Below are 13,290 nucleotides of genomic sequence, written 5' to 3' on the forward strand. Positions count from 1 at the left end.
ACCTGGGGTCCGGTCGCTAGGATCGGGCGCACACCGCGCCTCCAGGAAGAGCGATGCGCGACCTGACCCGATGAGGACGGACCGGATGAGCGGCACGATCTACGACAACATCTCCCAGGCGTTCGGCAACACCCCGCTCGTCAAGCTGAACCGGCTGCCGAAGGCGGGCGGCGCCGAGGTGCTGGCCAAGCTCGAGTTCTACAACCCCGGCGCCAGCGTGAAGGACCGCCTCGGCGTCGCGATCATCGACGCGGCCGAGCAGTCCGGCGACCTGCAGCCGGGCGGCACCATCGTCGAGGGGTCGTCGGGCAACACCGGCATCGCCCTCGCGCTCGTCGGTGCGGCCCGCGGGTACAAGGTGATCATCACGATGCCGGAGACGATGAGCGTCGAGCGTCGTGCAGTGATGCGCGCCTACGGTGCCGAGATCGTGCTCACCCCCGGTCCCGAGGGCATGAAGGGCGCGGTCGAACGCGCCGCCGCGATCGTCGACGAGACGCCCGGCGCGATCCTCGCCCACCAGTTCGAGACCGCCGCGAACGCCGCGATCCACCGGAAGACCACCGCTGAGGAGATCCTGCGCGACACCGAGGAGCACGTCGACGTGTTCGTCGCCGGCGTCGGGACCGGTGGCACGATCACGGGTGTCGGCCAGGTGCTCAAGGAGCGCGTGCCCGGCGTGCAGATCGTCGCGGTCGAGCCGAAGGACTCCCCGCTGCTGACCGAGGGCAAGGCCGGACCGCACAAGATCGCGGGCATCGGTGCGAACTTCATCCCCGAGGTCCTCGACCAGTCCGTCATCGACGAGGTGTTCGACGTCGAGCTCGACGACGCCCTGCGTGTGGCGCGGGCGCTCGCGACCGACGAGGGCATCCTCGCCGGCATCTCGTCCGGCGCGATCATCCACGCCGCGCTCGACATCGCAGCGCGACCCGAGAACGCCGGCAAGCGCGTCGTCGCGATCGTCTGCGACACCGGGGAGCGCTACCTGTCGACGGTGCTCTTCGAGGGACTCACTGCGTGAGTCGTCCCGTCCGACGAGGCGTGCTGCGGACGGTCCGGGAGGACCTGGCCGCAGCACGCCGCGGCGACCCCGCCGCCCGTGGTGACCTCGAGAACGCGATCGTCTACTCCGGGCTGCACGCCATCTGGACCTACCGCGTGACGCACCGGCTCTGGCTCGCCAGAGGCCTGCCCGGGTCCCGGTTCGTCGCACGGGTCATCGGCCAGGCAGCACGGTCGGTGACGGGCATCGAGATCCACCCCGGCGCCCGCATCGGCCGACGGTTCTTCATCGATCACGGCATGGGCGTCGTGATCGGGGAGACCGCGGTGATCGGGGACGACGTCGTGCTGTTCCACGGGGTGACCCTGGGCGGGCGCGGTGGCGACCACGGCCCAGGAGCCCGACGGCACCCCGTGGTCGGCGACCGCGTCGTGCTCGGCGCGGGATCGTCCCTGATCGGGGCGATCAGCATCGGGCAGGACTCCGTCGTCGGTGCGAACACCGTGGTGACGAAGGACGTCCCTGCGGGGTCGGTCGTCACCGGGGTCGCCGGGACCGCCCGCCCGCGGTCCGGGCACGAGGGCGTCCCGACGCTCTGAACGCCCCGCCGGGTCGACGGGGCGTTCGAGGGCCAGCGCTTCGGTGCGTCAGCGCGTCAGCGCCTCAGCTCTTCTCGCAGGCGATGCCGTCCTTGTCGCGGTCGAGCTTCGCGTTCGCCTTGTACAGGGCGTCGTCCTTCTTCACCGTGCCCTTGAGCGCACGGGTCGTGGTCTTGCCGCCGGAGACCACCTTGTTCTTCGTGACGGACTTCTTCGCGATGCCGCCCGAGTACACCTTGTGCACCGCGGTGCAGTTGGCGTAGGTCTTCGGGGCGGCCTGCGCGGTGGAGGCCCCACCGACGACGACGGTGGTGGCGAGGACTGCGGTGGCGGCGGCGATGCCGAGGGTACGGATGATGCGCACGGGTTCCCCCTGGAACGAGTGGGTGATCGCCGGAGCGACCGCCGCGTCGGGTACGCGGCGACCTGATCCTACGATGTGAACGACGCTCATGACATGCCCCCGAACAGGTCCGGTCCGCGAGCCGCGGTGTCGGGCGTCTGGGGCATGCTGGGTGCATGGACGGCGCGCAGTTGCACGAGATCGCGAGTCGCACCGCGATGGGCCTGCCCGCGGTGTTCGAGACCGAGCCCTTCGGCGAGGGCGCCCTGGTCTACAAGGTCGTCGACAAGATGTTCGTGATGACGAGCGAGCTCCGTGGTGTGCCGATCGTCAACCTGAAGTGCGCGCCGCCGCACGGGGCAGCACTCGTCCGCGACCACGCCGAGATCACACCGGGGTGGCACATGAACAAGCGGCACTGGATCACGCTCGCTCCCGGTGACGGCATCGACGAGACCCTGGTCGAGGACCTCGTCGCGAACGCCTACGACCTGGTCGTCGCCGGGTTGCCCCGAGCGAAGCGGCCCCTCGACCCGACACGCGGCGACTGATCAGGAGCTGGCGGCTGCCGAGGAGCTGGCGGCTGCCGAGGACCGGGCGAGCACCTTCGACACGTCGCGGACGACCTTCGGCGCGAGTCGCTCCCCGGACTCGAGCACGGCACGGGCACGCTCGGGGGTCAGCCCCGCGAAGACCTCGCCGATCGTCACGCCGTGCTCCGGCCGGTACGTCACGACGACCGGGTCGCCTGCTGCCACCGGGCCGGACTTCACGACCCGCAGGTACGCGCCCGGACGGCCTTCCTCGGTGAACCGCCGGACCCACTTGTCGACGCCCATCCGGCGCGCGAACGTGCCGCACGGGATCCGCGGGATCGTCACCTCGAGCTCCAACGTCTCGCCGATGCGCCACCGCTCGCCCGTCACGGCCCCGGTGACGTCGACACCCGTGGTCCGCAGGTTCTCGCCGAACAGGCCCGGCGGGATCTCGCGCTCCAACGACGCGGCGAAGTACGCGGCGTCCTCGTCGGCGTAGGCGTACACGGCCTGGTCCTCGCCGCCGTGGTGCTTCCGGTCGGCTTGGACGTCGGCGTACAGCCCGAGCGGTCGGACCCGGACCCGCCCGTCGACCGGACGCTTGTCGATGGCGGTGACGCCGATCGTGCCGGAGTCAGGCAGCAGGCGGTCGACGCGGCAGACGGCGGTGACGAGCGACATGCCACAACTCTGGCGCAAGTGTGACGAGAAGTGTGACGATCCGCCGGTTCGGTGCGTCACACCGGTGAGGGACCATGCCCGGTGGTCCGACCGAGGAGTTCCCATGCTCGACGACGACATCGTTGCCGTCCGCCTGACCTCACATGGCAGGCACGCACCGACGCACGGGTTGGTGCAGGCCCGGATCCGTTCGCTCAGCTCCCGACCGGTCGGCCCGCTGCGGGTCGTCCCCGTCCGCAAGCGCGTCCAGCGGAACACCATCCACCACCAGTAGAAGGAAAGCGTGCACCACCAGTCCCTCGCCGAGCTCGACGACGCGGTCCTCGCCGGCCGGTCGTCCGATGGCGACGTCCGGGCCTTCGAGGTCCTGATCCGCCGCTACACACCGCTCCTGCGCGCCTACGCCCGTCGGACCCTGGGATCGACCGACGAACTCGACGACGTCGTGCAGGAGACCTTCATCACCGCGTGGGACCGCCTGGACCGGCTCGAGGACCACGCCAAGGTGAAGTCCTGGCTGATGCGGATCCTCAGCCGGAAGTGCCTGGACCGCATCCGGGCCCGACGGTTCCACGACGACGTCACCGAACTCGAGGTCGCCGCACCCGCCGACGACGCCCCCGACCGGGTCGCCGAGGCCCGCTCGCGTGAGGAAGCGGCGGAGACGGCGCTCGCTGAACTGCCCGAAGCCCAACGACGCTGCTGGATCATGAAGGAGGTGCTCGAGTACAGCTACGACGACATCGCCGCAGAACTCGACCTGCCGCCCTCGACGGTCCGCGGACTCCTGTCCCGAGCGAGGAAGAACATGATCCGACTCATGGAGGGATGGCGATGAGCGACCTCGACGCACTCGAACTCGACGACCTCGACGGCCACTCCATCGACGAGCTCGCCGACTACCTGGACGCCGGCATGCAGCCGCCGGACCCCAGCATCGACGGCTCACCCGCGTGCCAGAACGCCCTCGCGGCGATCCTGCGGGTGCGGCACGCGTCGCTCGGCTCCCTCGAGGCCGCCGCCCGCGACGAGGCCCCGGCCGACGAGTCGTGGATCGGCGGCGTGCTCGCCAACATCTCGTTGGAGTCCCGCTCCGGACGGGACGTCCCACTCCGCGCGCAGTCCGAGTCGGAGCGCCCGGTGATGACCGAGGGAGCCATCCGATCGCTCATCCGCCGGACCGGCGACGGTGTTCCCGGCGTCCTCGTCGCCCGGTGCCGGCTCGAGGGCGACGTCACCGAACTCGCCGCACCGATCCGCGTGGTCGTCGAGGTCGCGATCATGTCGGGTCCGTCGATCGTCGCGACGGCGGACCTGGTCCGGACCGGGGTCGCCCAGGCGCTCGCCGAGCAGACCGACCTGGTCGTCGAGTCGATCGACGTGGTGGTCCGCGACCTGCTCGAACCGCAGCCCGACGCCGACGACCCGCACACCGACACCGGCACCGAGATCGACACCGAGGGGACCCGATGAGCACCACCGACGACACCCTCGCCGTGGTCGAACAGGCCGTGGTCGACGTCCCCGGCGTCGCCGACCTCTACCGTGCCCGCCCGACCGTGGCCAGCACGGTCAGTGCCGTCCGCGGCATGGCGTCCAGCGCGACCCCCGTACGCATCGTGGTCGACGACGGCGTCCTGCGGGTCGTCATCGGCACCGACGGACACCGCCCCGCGCCCGAGGTCGCCCGCGCCGTGCACGACGTCGCCCTGACGACGGCGTCGGCGCACGGCCTGGCGCTCACGCGGGTCGACGTGCGGGTCGCGCGGGTGGGTTGAACCCGGCCCACTGACGGACGGGAGGCCCGTGGCGGCACCGCCACGGGCCTCCCGTCCGACCCCCGATCGCGTCCTCAGCGCACGCGGTGCGTCCCCGGCCGCCGCTCGGCGACCTCGAGCACCACGACGATCGCGGCGACGAGCAGCGCGGTCGCGACGAGGGAGACGTCGGGCACCGCGATCGTCGCGAGGATCGCGACGGCGAGCACGACGACGATCGCGTTCCACCCGGCGGACAGTGACGGCCGGAGTGCGAGCGCCCAGATCGCGAGCACGAACAGCGCGACCGGGACGGCCACGGTCGCAGCCACCGTGGCGTGCGACAGGTCGGCCTCGCCGGCGTCCGCGCTGACCGCGACCTCGATCCCGGCCGGCAGCGCACCCGCGGCGGCGAAGACGAAGTAGTGGCCGTAGCCGAACACGAGCGCGCTCGGCAGGTTCCGGATGTGGTCGTGCTGCTCACGCGAGAAGTAGATCCACCACAGTCCGGCGACGATGACGAGCCCGGCGGCGGCCAGCACGAGCAGCGACGCGAGGTGGTCGGCCTGGGCGATGCCGTCGATGACCGCGTTCGCCGAGGCGACGAGTCCTTCGCCCAGCACGATGAGGGTGAACAGCGCGTACCGCTCGGCGATGTGGTGCGTGTGCCACGGCGTCGTCTCGCCCGTGCCCTCGGCGATCGGCGGGACGAGGACCTCGAGCAGGACGAGGACGGGGAACGCCCACGCCGTCGATCCCTGCGGCAGCGCGAGCATGCCGACCCAGAGCGCCTGGACGACGACGATGCCCACGGCGTACCGGAGTGCGGTGCGGCGGTACCGCGAGGACGACACGGCGACGCGGAGCCACTGCGCCACCATCGCCAGGCGCATCACCACGTAGCCGATCACCGGCACCGTGAAGTCGCCCTCGGTCATGGCGGCGTGCACCCCGGCGGCGAGCACGAGCACGCCGGCCATCTGCACGAACGTCGTGACGCGGTACAGCCAGTCGTCGGTGTCGAACGAGGTCGCGAACCAGCTGAAGTTCAGCCACGCCCACCAGATGGCGAAGAACACCATGGCGTACGCCACCACCGCGGAGCTGACGTGCCCCTCGGTCTCGATCTCGTGCAGGTTGGTGGCGGCGAAGCCCACCGCGACGACGAACACCAGGTCGAACAGCAGTTCCAAGGGGCTCGCGGCACGGTGTCCCTCGGCGGGGTCGCGGGGCGCCATCCGGCGCAGTCCGATCGTCGTCACCCGGCATGCCTACAGGACGAACGGCCCCGGGCGGTACCCGGGGCCGTTCGACGTGCAGGTGCGTGGGCCAGCAGGCGGCCAGCCCGCGCCGCTCAGTAGAAGTTGCTCGCTTGCGAGTGCGCCCACGCCGAGCACGGGGTGCCGTACGCGGCGCTGATGTACTGCAGGCCCCACTTGATCTGGGTCGTGGCATTGGTCTGCCAGTCGGAGCCGATGGTCGCCATCTTCGAACCGGGCAGCGCCTGCGGGATGCCGGTCGCCCCGCCGTTCGCGTTGACGGCCTGGTAGTTCCAGCCCGACTCCTTGGTCCACAGGTTGTCGAGGCACTGGAACTGGTCGGAGCCCCAGCCGTACTCGGACGACGCCAGTGAGGTCGCCGTCGCCTTGGCGCCTGCGACGGTGTTGCCCGCCGCCAGCTTCTGCGCGGCCTCCGCTGCTGCTGCGGCGGCCCGCTTCTCGGCGGCGGCCTTCGCGACGGCTGCTGCCTTCGCGTCGACGTCGCGCTTGTCCTGCGTGGCGCTGGCCTGCGCGACGTGCGCGGTCGACTCGACGGTCGACGAGATGCGCGTCGTGAGCGCGGCGCCGGACAGCTCCGGGTAGTCACTGAGCGCGTCGATGTGCTGCTCGAGCGAGGCCGTGTCGGTCTTGGCGTTCGCCGTCGTCATCACGGTCTTCGCGGTCGAGATGGTCGCCGCTGCCTGGGCACGGTCGAGGGCGGTGCCGCGCAGGGCGGGCTGGGCCGTCGCGGTCGCGCTCGCGGTGCCGGTCGGCATGCCGAGCGCTTCGCCGATGGCGGGCTGGGTGCCGATCGTGAGGGCACCGCCGGCGACGGCGAGGACCGCGGCGCCGCCGACGATCAACGTCGCACGGTGTCGGAGCGCACGGTGGCGGAGGGCGCGGCGCATGCGCCGGCTGGGGGAGTTCAGGGCCTCACGTCGGGTCGAGGCGGTGGAGGTGGGGAGGTCGGGGGTGTGTCCTGGCATCGGTTCCGGTGGTCGGGCGGTTCGTGGTGCGGGACTCCGGGCTGCGCGACGCGTCGGGGACGGTGAGCGATGCTGCGCGCGTCGAGGTGCGCGCAGCAGGGGGAGTCCGGCGAACCGGGGAGGACCGGACGGTGGTGTGGGGCCCGTCCGTCCGCCGCGACCGGCCCTGGGGAGGCCGCCGTCGGGCGAAGCCGACACGATGACTCGTCAGACTGGATGACGCGTCCAGGATCGCTGGCAGAACCGTCCGTCCACCCGTTGGTAACGGTTCGGTAACGGCCGGTTCGGACCTAGAACGTGTGAGGTTCCTGGGTGCGGTCGCCCTGGGCGACGCGTTCGAGGGCGTCGAGCGCTCCGGCGATCGCGGTGACGTCGGACTCACCGAGCTCGGCGATGAGCTCGGCGACGATCCCGGTGCGGTCCGAGCGTGCTCGTTCGACCGCTGCGATGCCCTCGTCGGTGGCCGAGACCATGAAGGCCCGACCGTCTCGGGGGTCTGCCTCGCGCGCGATGAACCCGCGTTGTTCGAGCTCGGTCAGGATGCGGGTCATCGTGGGCTTCGTGACCACCTCGATCCGCGACAGGTCGCCCGGGCGCAGGGGTCCTTCGCGCTGGATGGTGGCGAGTGCGGACACGATCCCGTACCCGAGCGAGGCCGAGTCCGTCCGTGCTCGCCGGTTGATCCGTCCGACCGCCGCGGCCAGGCGTGCGGCGACCTCGGTACGGTCCGTCGATCGAGGACTCATGTGCTGCTCCGGGTGGGCGATCGGGTGGTCGCCAGCGATGCTATCGGCTCGCCGGATCCGCAGTCTGGGAGCGTCGTGCGCGTCGGTCGCGGGTCCGGACGGGGTGTCCGGGAGGCCCGTGGAACGCGGACCGCCCGCCTCGCGTGCGCGAGACGGGCGGGTTCCTGTACGGGGGTACAGCCGGACTCAGTGCTTCTCGCCCGGCAGCTGGTGGATCGCCTCGGTCGCGAGCTCGGCGGCGACGTTGTCGCCGGACTCGGTCGCGGTGCGCAGCCGACGGAAGTCCGCGGTCATGCGGTCCCAGTCGACCAGCTCGTCGAGGTTCGGCAGGCGCAGGCGGAAGGCCAGACCGTCCATGGTGTCGCGGCACACGCGCTGCAGGTTCTCGTTGCCGCACTCGGCGACGTAGAGCGCGAACACGTCGAGCGCGTCGTGGTTGACCGCGGGGACGTCGTGCGACTCGAGCTCGGCGATCGTCTTGTCGATCTGCCCGAGGATCTTCTTCCGAGCGCCGGCGCCGAGGCGGGGGACCGCCAGTCGGACGACTCCGCCGAACAGCACCCCGAGGGTCTGCATCGCCTCGATCACCTCGGCGGGGTTCGGCGTCGTGACGCGCGTGTACCGGTTCGGCGCCATCTCGATGAGGCCGGCGCGGGAGAGCTGGCTCAGCGCCTCGCGGATCGGGGTGCGGGAGACGCCGAGCCAGGCGATGAGCTCGTCGTCGTTGAGCCGCTCGCCGGGGACGAGCGTGCCGTCCATGATCGCGTCGTGGATCTTGTGCCGGACGGTGTCGCGGAGCAGCTGGTGCTCGGTCGGGGCGCTGCGGGGGACCGGCATGCGTTCTCCTTCGATCGGGGCGCGGTCAGTGCACGCGCACCGATCAACGTACCTGATATGAGACCGGCGTTCCGCTCGGCTCAGCGCGTGTCACGGGGCGGTCGAGGTCGTCCTGGGCGGCATCGTCCGTGGCGTGGTCGCTCACCGCACGACCCCGCCCCAGGCGTACCGCACCGTGGTGCCGTCGACGACGAGCAGCGAGTCGGGTGCCCGGTCGAACAGCCCCGGCATGCCGACGGCGTCCGGCAGGTCCCCCTCGAGCCGGTCGAGGCGCGCGGTCCGCACGGTCAGCGGCGGGTGCTGTCGCTGCCAGAACAGCGTCTGGGCCAGGTACCGGGCGTGGATGCCGGCGCGGGTGGTCAGCTCGGCGGCGAGTGGCGTGTCGACGACGTCACCGGCGGTGACCCGGATCGAGGCCGCGTGCCGGGGTCTGGCCGTGCCCGAGGGGCGTTCCTGCCGCAGCGACCGCGCCCAGCGCACCGGGTGCAGGGCACGTGCGGGGTGCCGGACCGACCGGTGCGCGACGACCTCGCCGCGGCGGCGCGACCGGGCGTGCGCGAAGGTGTACGGCACGCCGAGCAGCGCGTGCGCGGCCACGATCGCCGGCACGTTCGCGGTGTCCACGGTGCGGTACGCGACCCCGCGCCGGCCCTGGTCGTCCACGGTCAGGACCTCGATGGTGACCTCGGTCATGCGGCCGAGGCGGCCGGCGGAGGGGAACGGCGGCACCCGCGTCTCGTGGAAGACGTAGGCCGTGAGTCCCACCCAGGCGCTGCCATCGACCACGTCGGGACGCGTTCCCCGCGGGACGAGTCGCGCCAGCGAGCCCGGGTCGTGTCGCCAGTGCGCGAAGACGATCTCGTCCCACGCGTGCTGGGTCACCGGCCGGTGCAGCAGCGGTGCGGCCGCACGGGTCCAGGACGGCTGGGTCACCGCTTCGGTGCGTGCCGACCGACGCGCACGGCCCACAGGACGAGCGGGGCCTGCAGCGGGAGCCGCAGCACGGAGACGAGGCGCATCGCCCGGGTCGACCGTGGGCTGTCGAGCAGGTCGTTCGCCATCTTCACGTTCGCGGGGAAGACCGCGGCGAACAGGGCAGCTGCGGCCCACCCCGAGGCCCGGCGAGTGGCCGGGAACGCGAGCCCGGCGGCGATGCCGAGTTCGGCGACGCCGGACGCGACGGTCGTCAGGCGCGGTGGCAGTGTGTCCGGCACGATCCGGTCGTAGTGGCGCGGCTGCAGGAAGTGGGTGACGCCGGCCCCGCCGAGCAGCACCGCGAGCAGTGTGGCAGTCCGGGTGGCTCGTTTGATCCGCTCACGTCGTCGCATGCCCCCATCGTGCTCGCCCGTCCTCGGAATCAGGTCAGTGCGGTCGCGACGAGGTCGAGGACCGCCGCCGCCACCTCGGCCTTCGTGCCCGAGGTCTCGCGGACCACCTCGCCGCCCGGCACCAGGACCTCGATCGCGTTCTCCTCGCGCTCGAACCCGGCCGACCAGCCGACGTGGTTCACGACGAGCAGGTCGGCGGGCTTGCGGGCGATCTTCGCGCGCCCGAGTGCAATGCGGGCGTCGCGGTCGGGTTCGGTCTCGGCGGCGAACCCGACGATGACCTGCCCGGTGCGCCGCGCCGCCACCAGGTCGGCGAGCACGTCGGGGTTCCGCACCAGCTCGAGCGTCATCCGCTCGCCCTGGGCGTCCTTCTTGAGCTTCTCGGCGAGGACCTCGGCCGGACGGTAGTCGGCGACGGCAGCGGTCATCACGACGACGTCGGCATCGACCGCCGCGGCGTGCACGGCCTCGGCGAGCTCGAGCGCTGACCCCACCGGCACGACGGTCGCGTCGATGCCCGCGGTCAGGCCGGCCTCGACGTTCGCGGCGACGACGGTGACGACGGCGCCGCGCGCCGCTGCGTCGGCGGCGATCGCCAGGCCCTGCCGACCACTCGACCGGTTGCCGACGAACCGCACCGGGTCGAACGGCTCGCGGGTGCCCCCCGCGCTGACGACCACGCGGACGCCGGACAGGTCGCCCTGCTCGCCACGGGCTCCGGCGCCGGACTGCGTCCCCTCGTCGGTGCCGGCGCGACGCCCTGCGCCTGCACCGGCCGGGCCGTCCAGCACGGCGAGCGCCGCGGCGACGATGTCCTCGGGTTCCGCCATCCGGCCGATGCCGGCGTCGTCGCCCGTCAGCGCGCCGACCACCGGTCCGACCAGGTGCACGCCCCGCTCGCGCAGGACGGCGACGTTGGCCCGGGTCGCGGGGTGCTCCCACATCTGCGGGTGCATCGCCGGAGCGACGACGACCGGGGCGTCGGTGGCGAGCAGCGTCGTGCCGAGCAGGTCGCTCGCCAGGCCGTTCGCCATCCGTGCCAGGGAGTCCGCGGTCGCCGGGGCCACCACGACCAGGTCCGCGCGACGGCCGAGGGCGACGTGGCGGACCTCGGAGACGTCGTCCCAGACGCTCGTGGTGACGGGGTTGCGGCTGAGTGCCTCGAGCGTCGGCAGTCCGACGAAGCGCAGCGCCCCCTCGGTGGGGACGACGTGCACCTCGTGCCCGCGCTTGACGAGGTCGCGGACCACGCCGACGGCCTTGTAGGCGGCGATGCCCCCGGTGATCCCCACGATGACGGTCAGGGTGCGCTCTGCTGCTGCGTTCACGCCGCTCACGCTACCGGGGGCACGTGCGAGGATCGACGGCATGTGCACCGTCGTCGTCCGCGTCGACCCCGGGTCCGCGTGGCCCGTCACCGTGCTCGCCCTGCGGGACGAGTCACCCGAGCGTCCGTGGGATCCGCCCGCTGCGTGGTGGCCCGATCGCGACCCCGGGGTCCGCGGCGTGCGTGACCGTGCTGCCGGCGGTGCGTGGCTCGCCGCCTCGGACCGCGCCGGACTGGCGGTCGTGCTCAACCGCGGCGAACCGGTGCCGAGTGTCGACGGCACGTGGACGACCCGCGGCGTGGTGCCGGTCGACGCCGTCGCCGACGACCTGCTGCCGGGACACGACGGCACGCTGCCGACCACCCGCGCGTTCAACCTGGTGCGGGCGACCGCCGACGGCGCCGCGGTCCTGACCTGGGACGGCACACGGGTCCGAACGACCGAGCTCGGCCCGGGCGTGCACATGGTGACGCACGGCGAACCGGACGACCCGGCGGCGCCGCGCATCGGGCGGTGGCTCGAGGCCTTCCGTGCCGCGGACGCCCCGGTCGGGCCACCGGTGCTCGGACCCTTCGACGAACTCCGGACGGTGGACGCGGGCGACGACGCCGGAGACGGGTGGAGCGGCTGGTTCGGTGTCCTGGCCGAGTCCGCAGCGCTGCCGAGCGACCACCCCGACGCGATCCTCCGCGACGCGCACGAGGCCGAGGGGCACATGACGACACTGTCGATCGTCGCCGCGGCGATCGGTCCGGACCGCACGGTCCTGCAGCACGCCCGCCTGACCGAACCCGGACGGCTGGACGGGTCGGTGGAGCTGCACCGCGCCTGACGCGGGCGGCGCGCCGGACGCGCCACGGGCCTCCCGGCCGCGCCCCGCGCCCCGCGCTCAGAGGGGCGGACGTGTCCCGGTGAGGTCCTCGGCGACGGCCCAGAGCGAGCGGGCGAGGTCGGCGCTCCGTGCCGACCCGGGGATCGAGACGGCGGTCGTCGGTCCGGTCAGGCCGAAGGGGCCGGCCGGGCCGTAGTAGGCGCCGCCGACCGCGTTCGGGCCGACCGCGGCGTAGAGCAGCGGCTCGGTGCCCTGCTCGACCGCCTGCGTGAAGGGGAGCGCGCGGTTGCTGGACCGCACCGGCTTCGTGCGTCCGAGTGAGCGCCCGGCCGACTGGAGGTTCGTGCGGGTGTAGCCGGGGTGCGCCGCGGTGCTGACGAGGGGGACGTCCGCCTCGACGGTCAGTCGGTGCAGGTGCAGTGCGAGGAGCAGGTCGGCGAGCTTGGACTGGCCGTAGGCGCGCCAGCCGTTGTACCCGCGTTCCCACTGCAGGTCCCCGAATCGGATCCGGCCGGGGATCGCGGCGAGGCTCGACATGGTCGCGACCCGCGGTGCCTCGGCACGCAGCAGCGAGGGCAGCAGCAGGTTCGTCAGCGCGAACGGACCGAGGAAGTTCGTGCCGAACTGCAGCTCGAACCCGTCGACCGTCTCGAAGCGCTGCGGCGGCGCCATGACGCCAGCGTTGTTCACCAGGACGTCGATCGGGCGGTCCTCGCCGACGATGCCGTCGGCGAAGCGGCGCACGCTCGCCAAGTCCGCGAGGTCGAGTTCGCGCACCTCGACGTCGGCGTTCGGGTGGGCTGCACGGATCTCGGCCGCGGCGGCATCGCCCTTCGCGGTCGTGCGCACGGCGAGCACGACGCTCGCGCCGGCGGCCGCGAGACGCGTCGCGGCTTCCTTCCCGGTGCCACTGTTGGAGCCGGTGACGACGATCCTGCGTCCGGTCTGGTCAGGGAGCTTCGGCATGCGGGCGACCGTACACGCGGGCGCTGGCCGTGCCGGCCCGCCGGCCTGGCCCTGGCGGCCCGATCGTGCTATTTTGATGCAAACGC

Annotated in this window: 18 protein-coding genes; 8 read left to right on the forward strand and 10 right to left on the reverse strand. The window is 72.5% G+C overall.

Going from position 1 to position 13,290, the window contains the following annotated elements:
- Positions 1–85 precede the first annotated feature (85 nt).
- Complete coding sequence (gene cysK, locus HQQ88_RS09175; RefSeq protein WP_173169274.1) at positions 86–1,024, forward strand: cysteine synthase A; 939 nt, start codon at positions 86–88, stop codon at positions 1,022–1,024.
- Positions 1,021–1,605 carry a serine O-acetyltransferase EpsC gene (gene epsC, locus HQQ88_RS09180; RefSeq protein WP_235035942.1) on the forward strand — a complete coding sequence of 195 codons (585 nt, stop codon included), beginning with the start codon at positions 1,021–1,023 and terminating at the stop codon, positions 1,603–1,605. The genes cysK and epsC overlap by 4 nt, the downstream gene beginning before the upstream one ends.
- 64 nt (positions 1,606–1,669) lie before the next feature.
- Here the strand turns inward: epsC and HQQ88_RS09185 are convergent, their stop codons facing one another.
- On the reverse strand, positions 1,670–1,969 hold the full coding sequence (locus tag HQQ88_RS09185; protein ID WP_235035941.1) for an excalibur calcium-binding domain-containing protein: 300 nt from the start codon (positions 1,967–1,969) through the stop codon (positions 1,670–1,672).
- 155 nt (positions 1,970–2,124) lie between these two features.
- Here HQQ88_RS09185 and HQQ88_RS09190 point away from each other — a divergent pair, with 155 nt between their 5' ends.
- Entirely contained in the window at positions 2,125–2,499 is a 375-nt protein-coding gene (locus HQQ88_RS09190) for an MmcQ/YjbR family DNA-binding protein (protein ID WP_123292015.1), read from the forward strand.
- On the opposite strand, the gene HQQ88_RS09195 is transcribed toward HQQ88_RS09190, so the two are convergent.
- Positions 2,500–3,165: an MOSC domain-containing protein gene (locus HQQ88_RS09195; RefSeq protein ID WP_123292016.1), complete on the reverse strand. Its 666-nt coding sequence runs from the start codon at positions 3,163–3,165 to the stop codon at positions 2,500–2,502.
- A gap of 103 nt (positions 3,166–3,268) precedes the next feature.
- Between HQQ88_RS09195 and HQQ88_RS09200 the strand changes: the two genes are divergently transcribed.
- Genes HQQ88_RS09200 through HQQ88_RS09215 form a run of 4 tightly spaced genes read left to right on the forward strand, consistent with a single transcriptional unit; the run spans position 3,269 to position 4,943 of the window.
- Positions 3,269–3,439: a hypothetical protein gene (locus HQQ88_RS09200; protein WP_165901117.1), complete on the forward strand. Its 171-nt coding sequence runs from the start codon at positions 3,269–3,271 to the stop codon at positions 3,437–3,439.
- Positions 3,440–3,448: 9 nt separating this feature from the next.
- Entirely contained in the window at positions 3,449–4,003 is a 555-nt protein-coding gene (locus HQQ88_RS09205; protein WP_111084365.1) for an RNA polymerase sigma factor, read from the forward strand.
- A complete protein-coding gene (locus HQQ88_RS09210; RefSeq protein WP_148058249.1) occupies positions 4,000–4,638 on the forward strand; it encodes a hypothetical protein in 639 nt (212 codons plus the stop codon). The genes HQQ88_RS09205 and HQQ88_RS09210 overlap by 4 nt, the downstream gene beginning before the upstream one ends.
- The gene (locus HQQ88_RS09215) at positions 4,635–4,943 is read left to right on the forward strand and encodes a hypothetical protein (protein ID WP_173169275.1); all 309 of its coding nucleotides are present in this window, start codon (positions 4,635–4,637) and stop codon (positions 4,941–4,943) included. Before HQQ88_RS09210 ends, HQQ88_RS09215 begins: the two co-directional genes overlap by 4 nt.
- A 74-nt stretch (positions 4,944–5,017) precedes the next feature.
- Here the strand turns inward: HQQ88_RS09215 and HQQ88_RS09220 are convergent, their stop codons facing one another.
- From HQQ88_RS09220 to HQQ88_RS09250, 7 genes are all read right to left on the reverse strand, one after another.
- Positions 5,018–6,184: a low temperature requirement protein A gene (locus HQQ88_RS09220; protein WP_367917004.1), complete on the reverse strand. Its 1,167-nt coding sequence runs from the start codon at positions 6,182–6,184 to the stop codon at positions 5,018–5,020.
- A gap of 92 nt (positions 6,185–6,276) precedes the next feature.
- Positions 6,277–7,044, reverse strand: coding sequence for a hypothetical protein (locus HQQ88_RS09225; RefSeq protein ID WP_131879398.1), 768 nt, complete (start codon positions 7,042–7,044; stop codon positions 6,277–6,279).
- 413 nt (positions 7,045–7,457) lie between these two features.
- Complete coding sequence (locus HQQ88_RS09230; protein WP_131921792.1) at positions 7,458–7,913, reverse strand: MarR family winged helix-turn-helix transcriptional regulator; 456 nt, start codon at positions 7,911–7,913, stop codon at positions 7,458–7,460.
- Between the two features lie 186 nt (positions 7,914–8,099).
- Positions 8,100–8,750, reverse strand: a complete 651-nt coding sequence (locus tag HQQ88_RS09235; RefSeq protein WP_173169276.1) for a GntR family transcriptional regulator — start codon at positions 8,748–8,750, stop codon at positions 8,100–8,102.
- A gap of 141 nt (positions 8,751–8,891) precedes the next feature.
- Positions 8,892–9,683 carry a DUF2071 domain-containing protein gene (locus HQQ88_RS09240; RefSeq protein WP_173169277.1) on the reverse strand — a complete coding sequence of 264 codons (792 nt, stop codon included), beginning with the start codon at positions 9,681–9,683 and terminating at the stop codon, positions 8,892–8,894.
- Positions 9,680–10,078 carry a hypothetical protein gene (locus HQQ88_RS09245; RefSeq protein WP_123338786.1) on the reverse strand — a complete coding sequence of 133 codons (399 nt, stop codon included), beginning with the start codon at positions 10,076–10,078 and terminating at the stop codon, positions 9,680–9,682. The genes HQQ88_RS09240 and HQQ88_RS09245 overlap by 4 nt, the downstream gene beginning before the upstream one ends.
- Before the next feature lie 29 nt (positions 10,079–10,107).
- Complete coding sequence (locus HQQ88_RS09250) at positions 10,108–11,382, reverse strand: bifunctional phosphopantothenoylcysteine decarboxylase/phosphopantothenate synthase (protein ID WP_173169452.1); 1,275 nt, start codon at positions 11,380–11,382, stop codon at positions 10,108–10,110.
- 64 nt (positions 11,383–11,446) lie between these two features.
- On the opposite strand from HQQ88_RS09250, the gene HQQ88_RS09255 reads away from it, so the two are divergent.
- Positions 11,447–12,238, forward strand: a complete 792-nt coding sequence (locus tag HQQ88_RS09255) for an NRDE family protein (protein WP_173169278.1) — start codon at positions 11,447–11,449, stop codon at positions 12,236–12,238.
- Positions 12,239–12,295: 57 nt separating this feature from the next.
- Here HQQ88_RS09255 and HQQ88_RS09260 read toward each other — a convergent pair whose 3' ends face one another.
- Positions 12,296–13,204, reverse strand: a complete 909-nt coding sequence (locus HQQ88_RS09260) for an SDR family oxidoreductase (RefSeq protein WP_173169279.1) — start codon at positions 13,202–13,204, stop codon at positions 12,296–12,298.
- Between the last annotated feature and the right edge of the window lie 86 nt (positions 13,205–13,290).

This window comes from Curtobacterium sp. VKM Ac-2861 (assembly GCF_013204965.1).
Taxonomy (GTDB): Bacteria; Actinomycetota; Actinomycetes; order Actinomycetales; family Microbacteriaceae; genus Curtobacterium.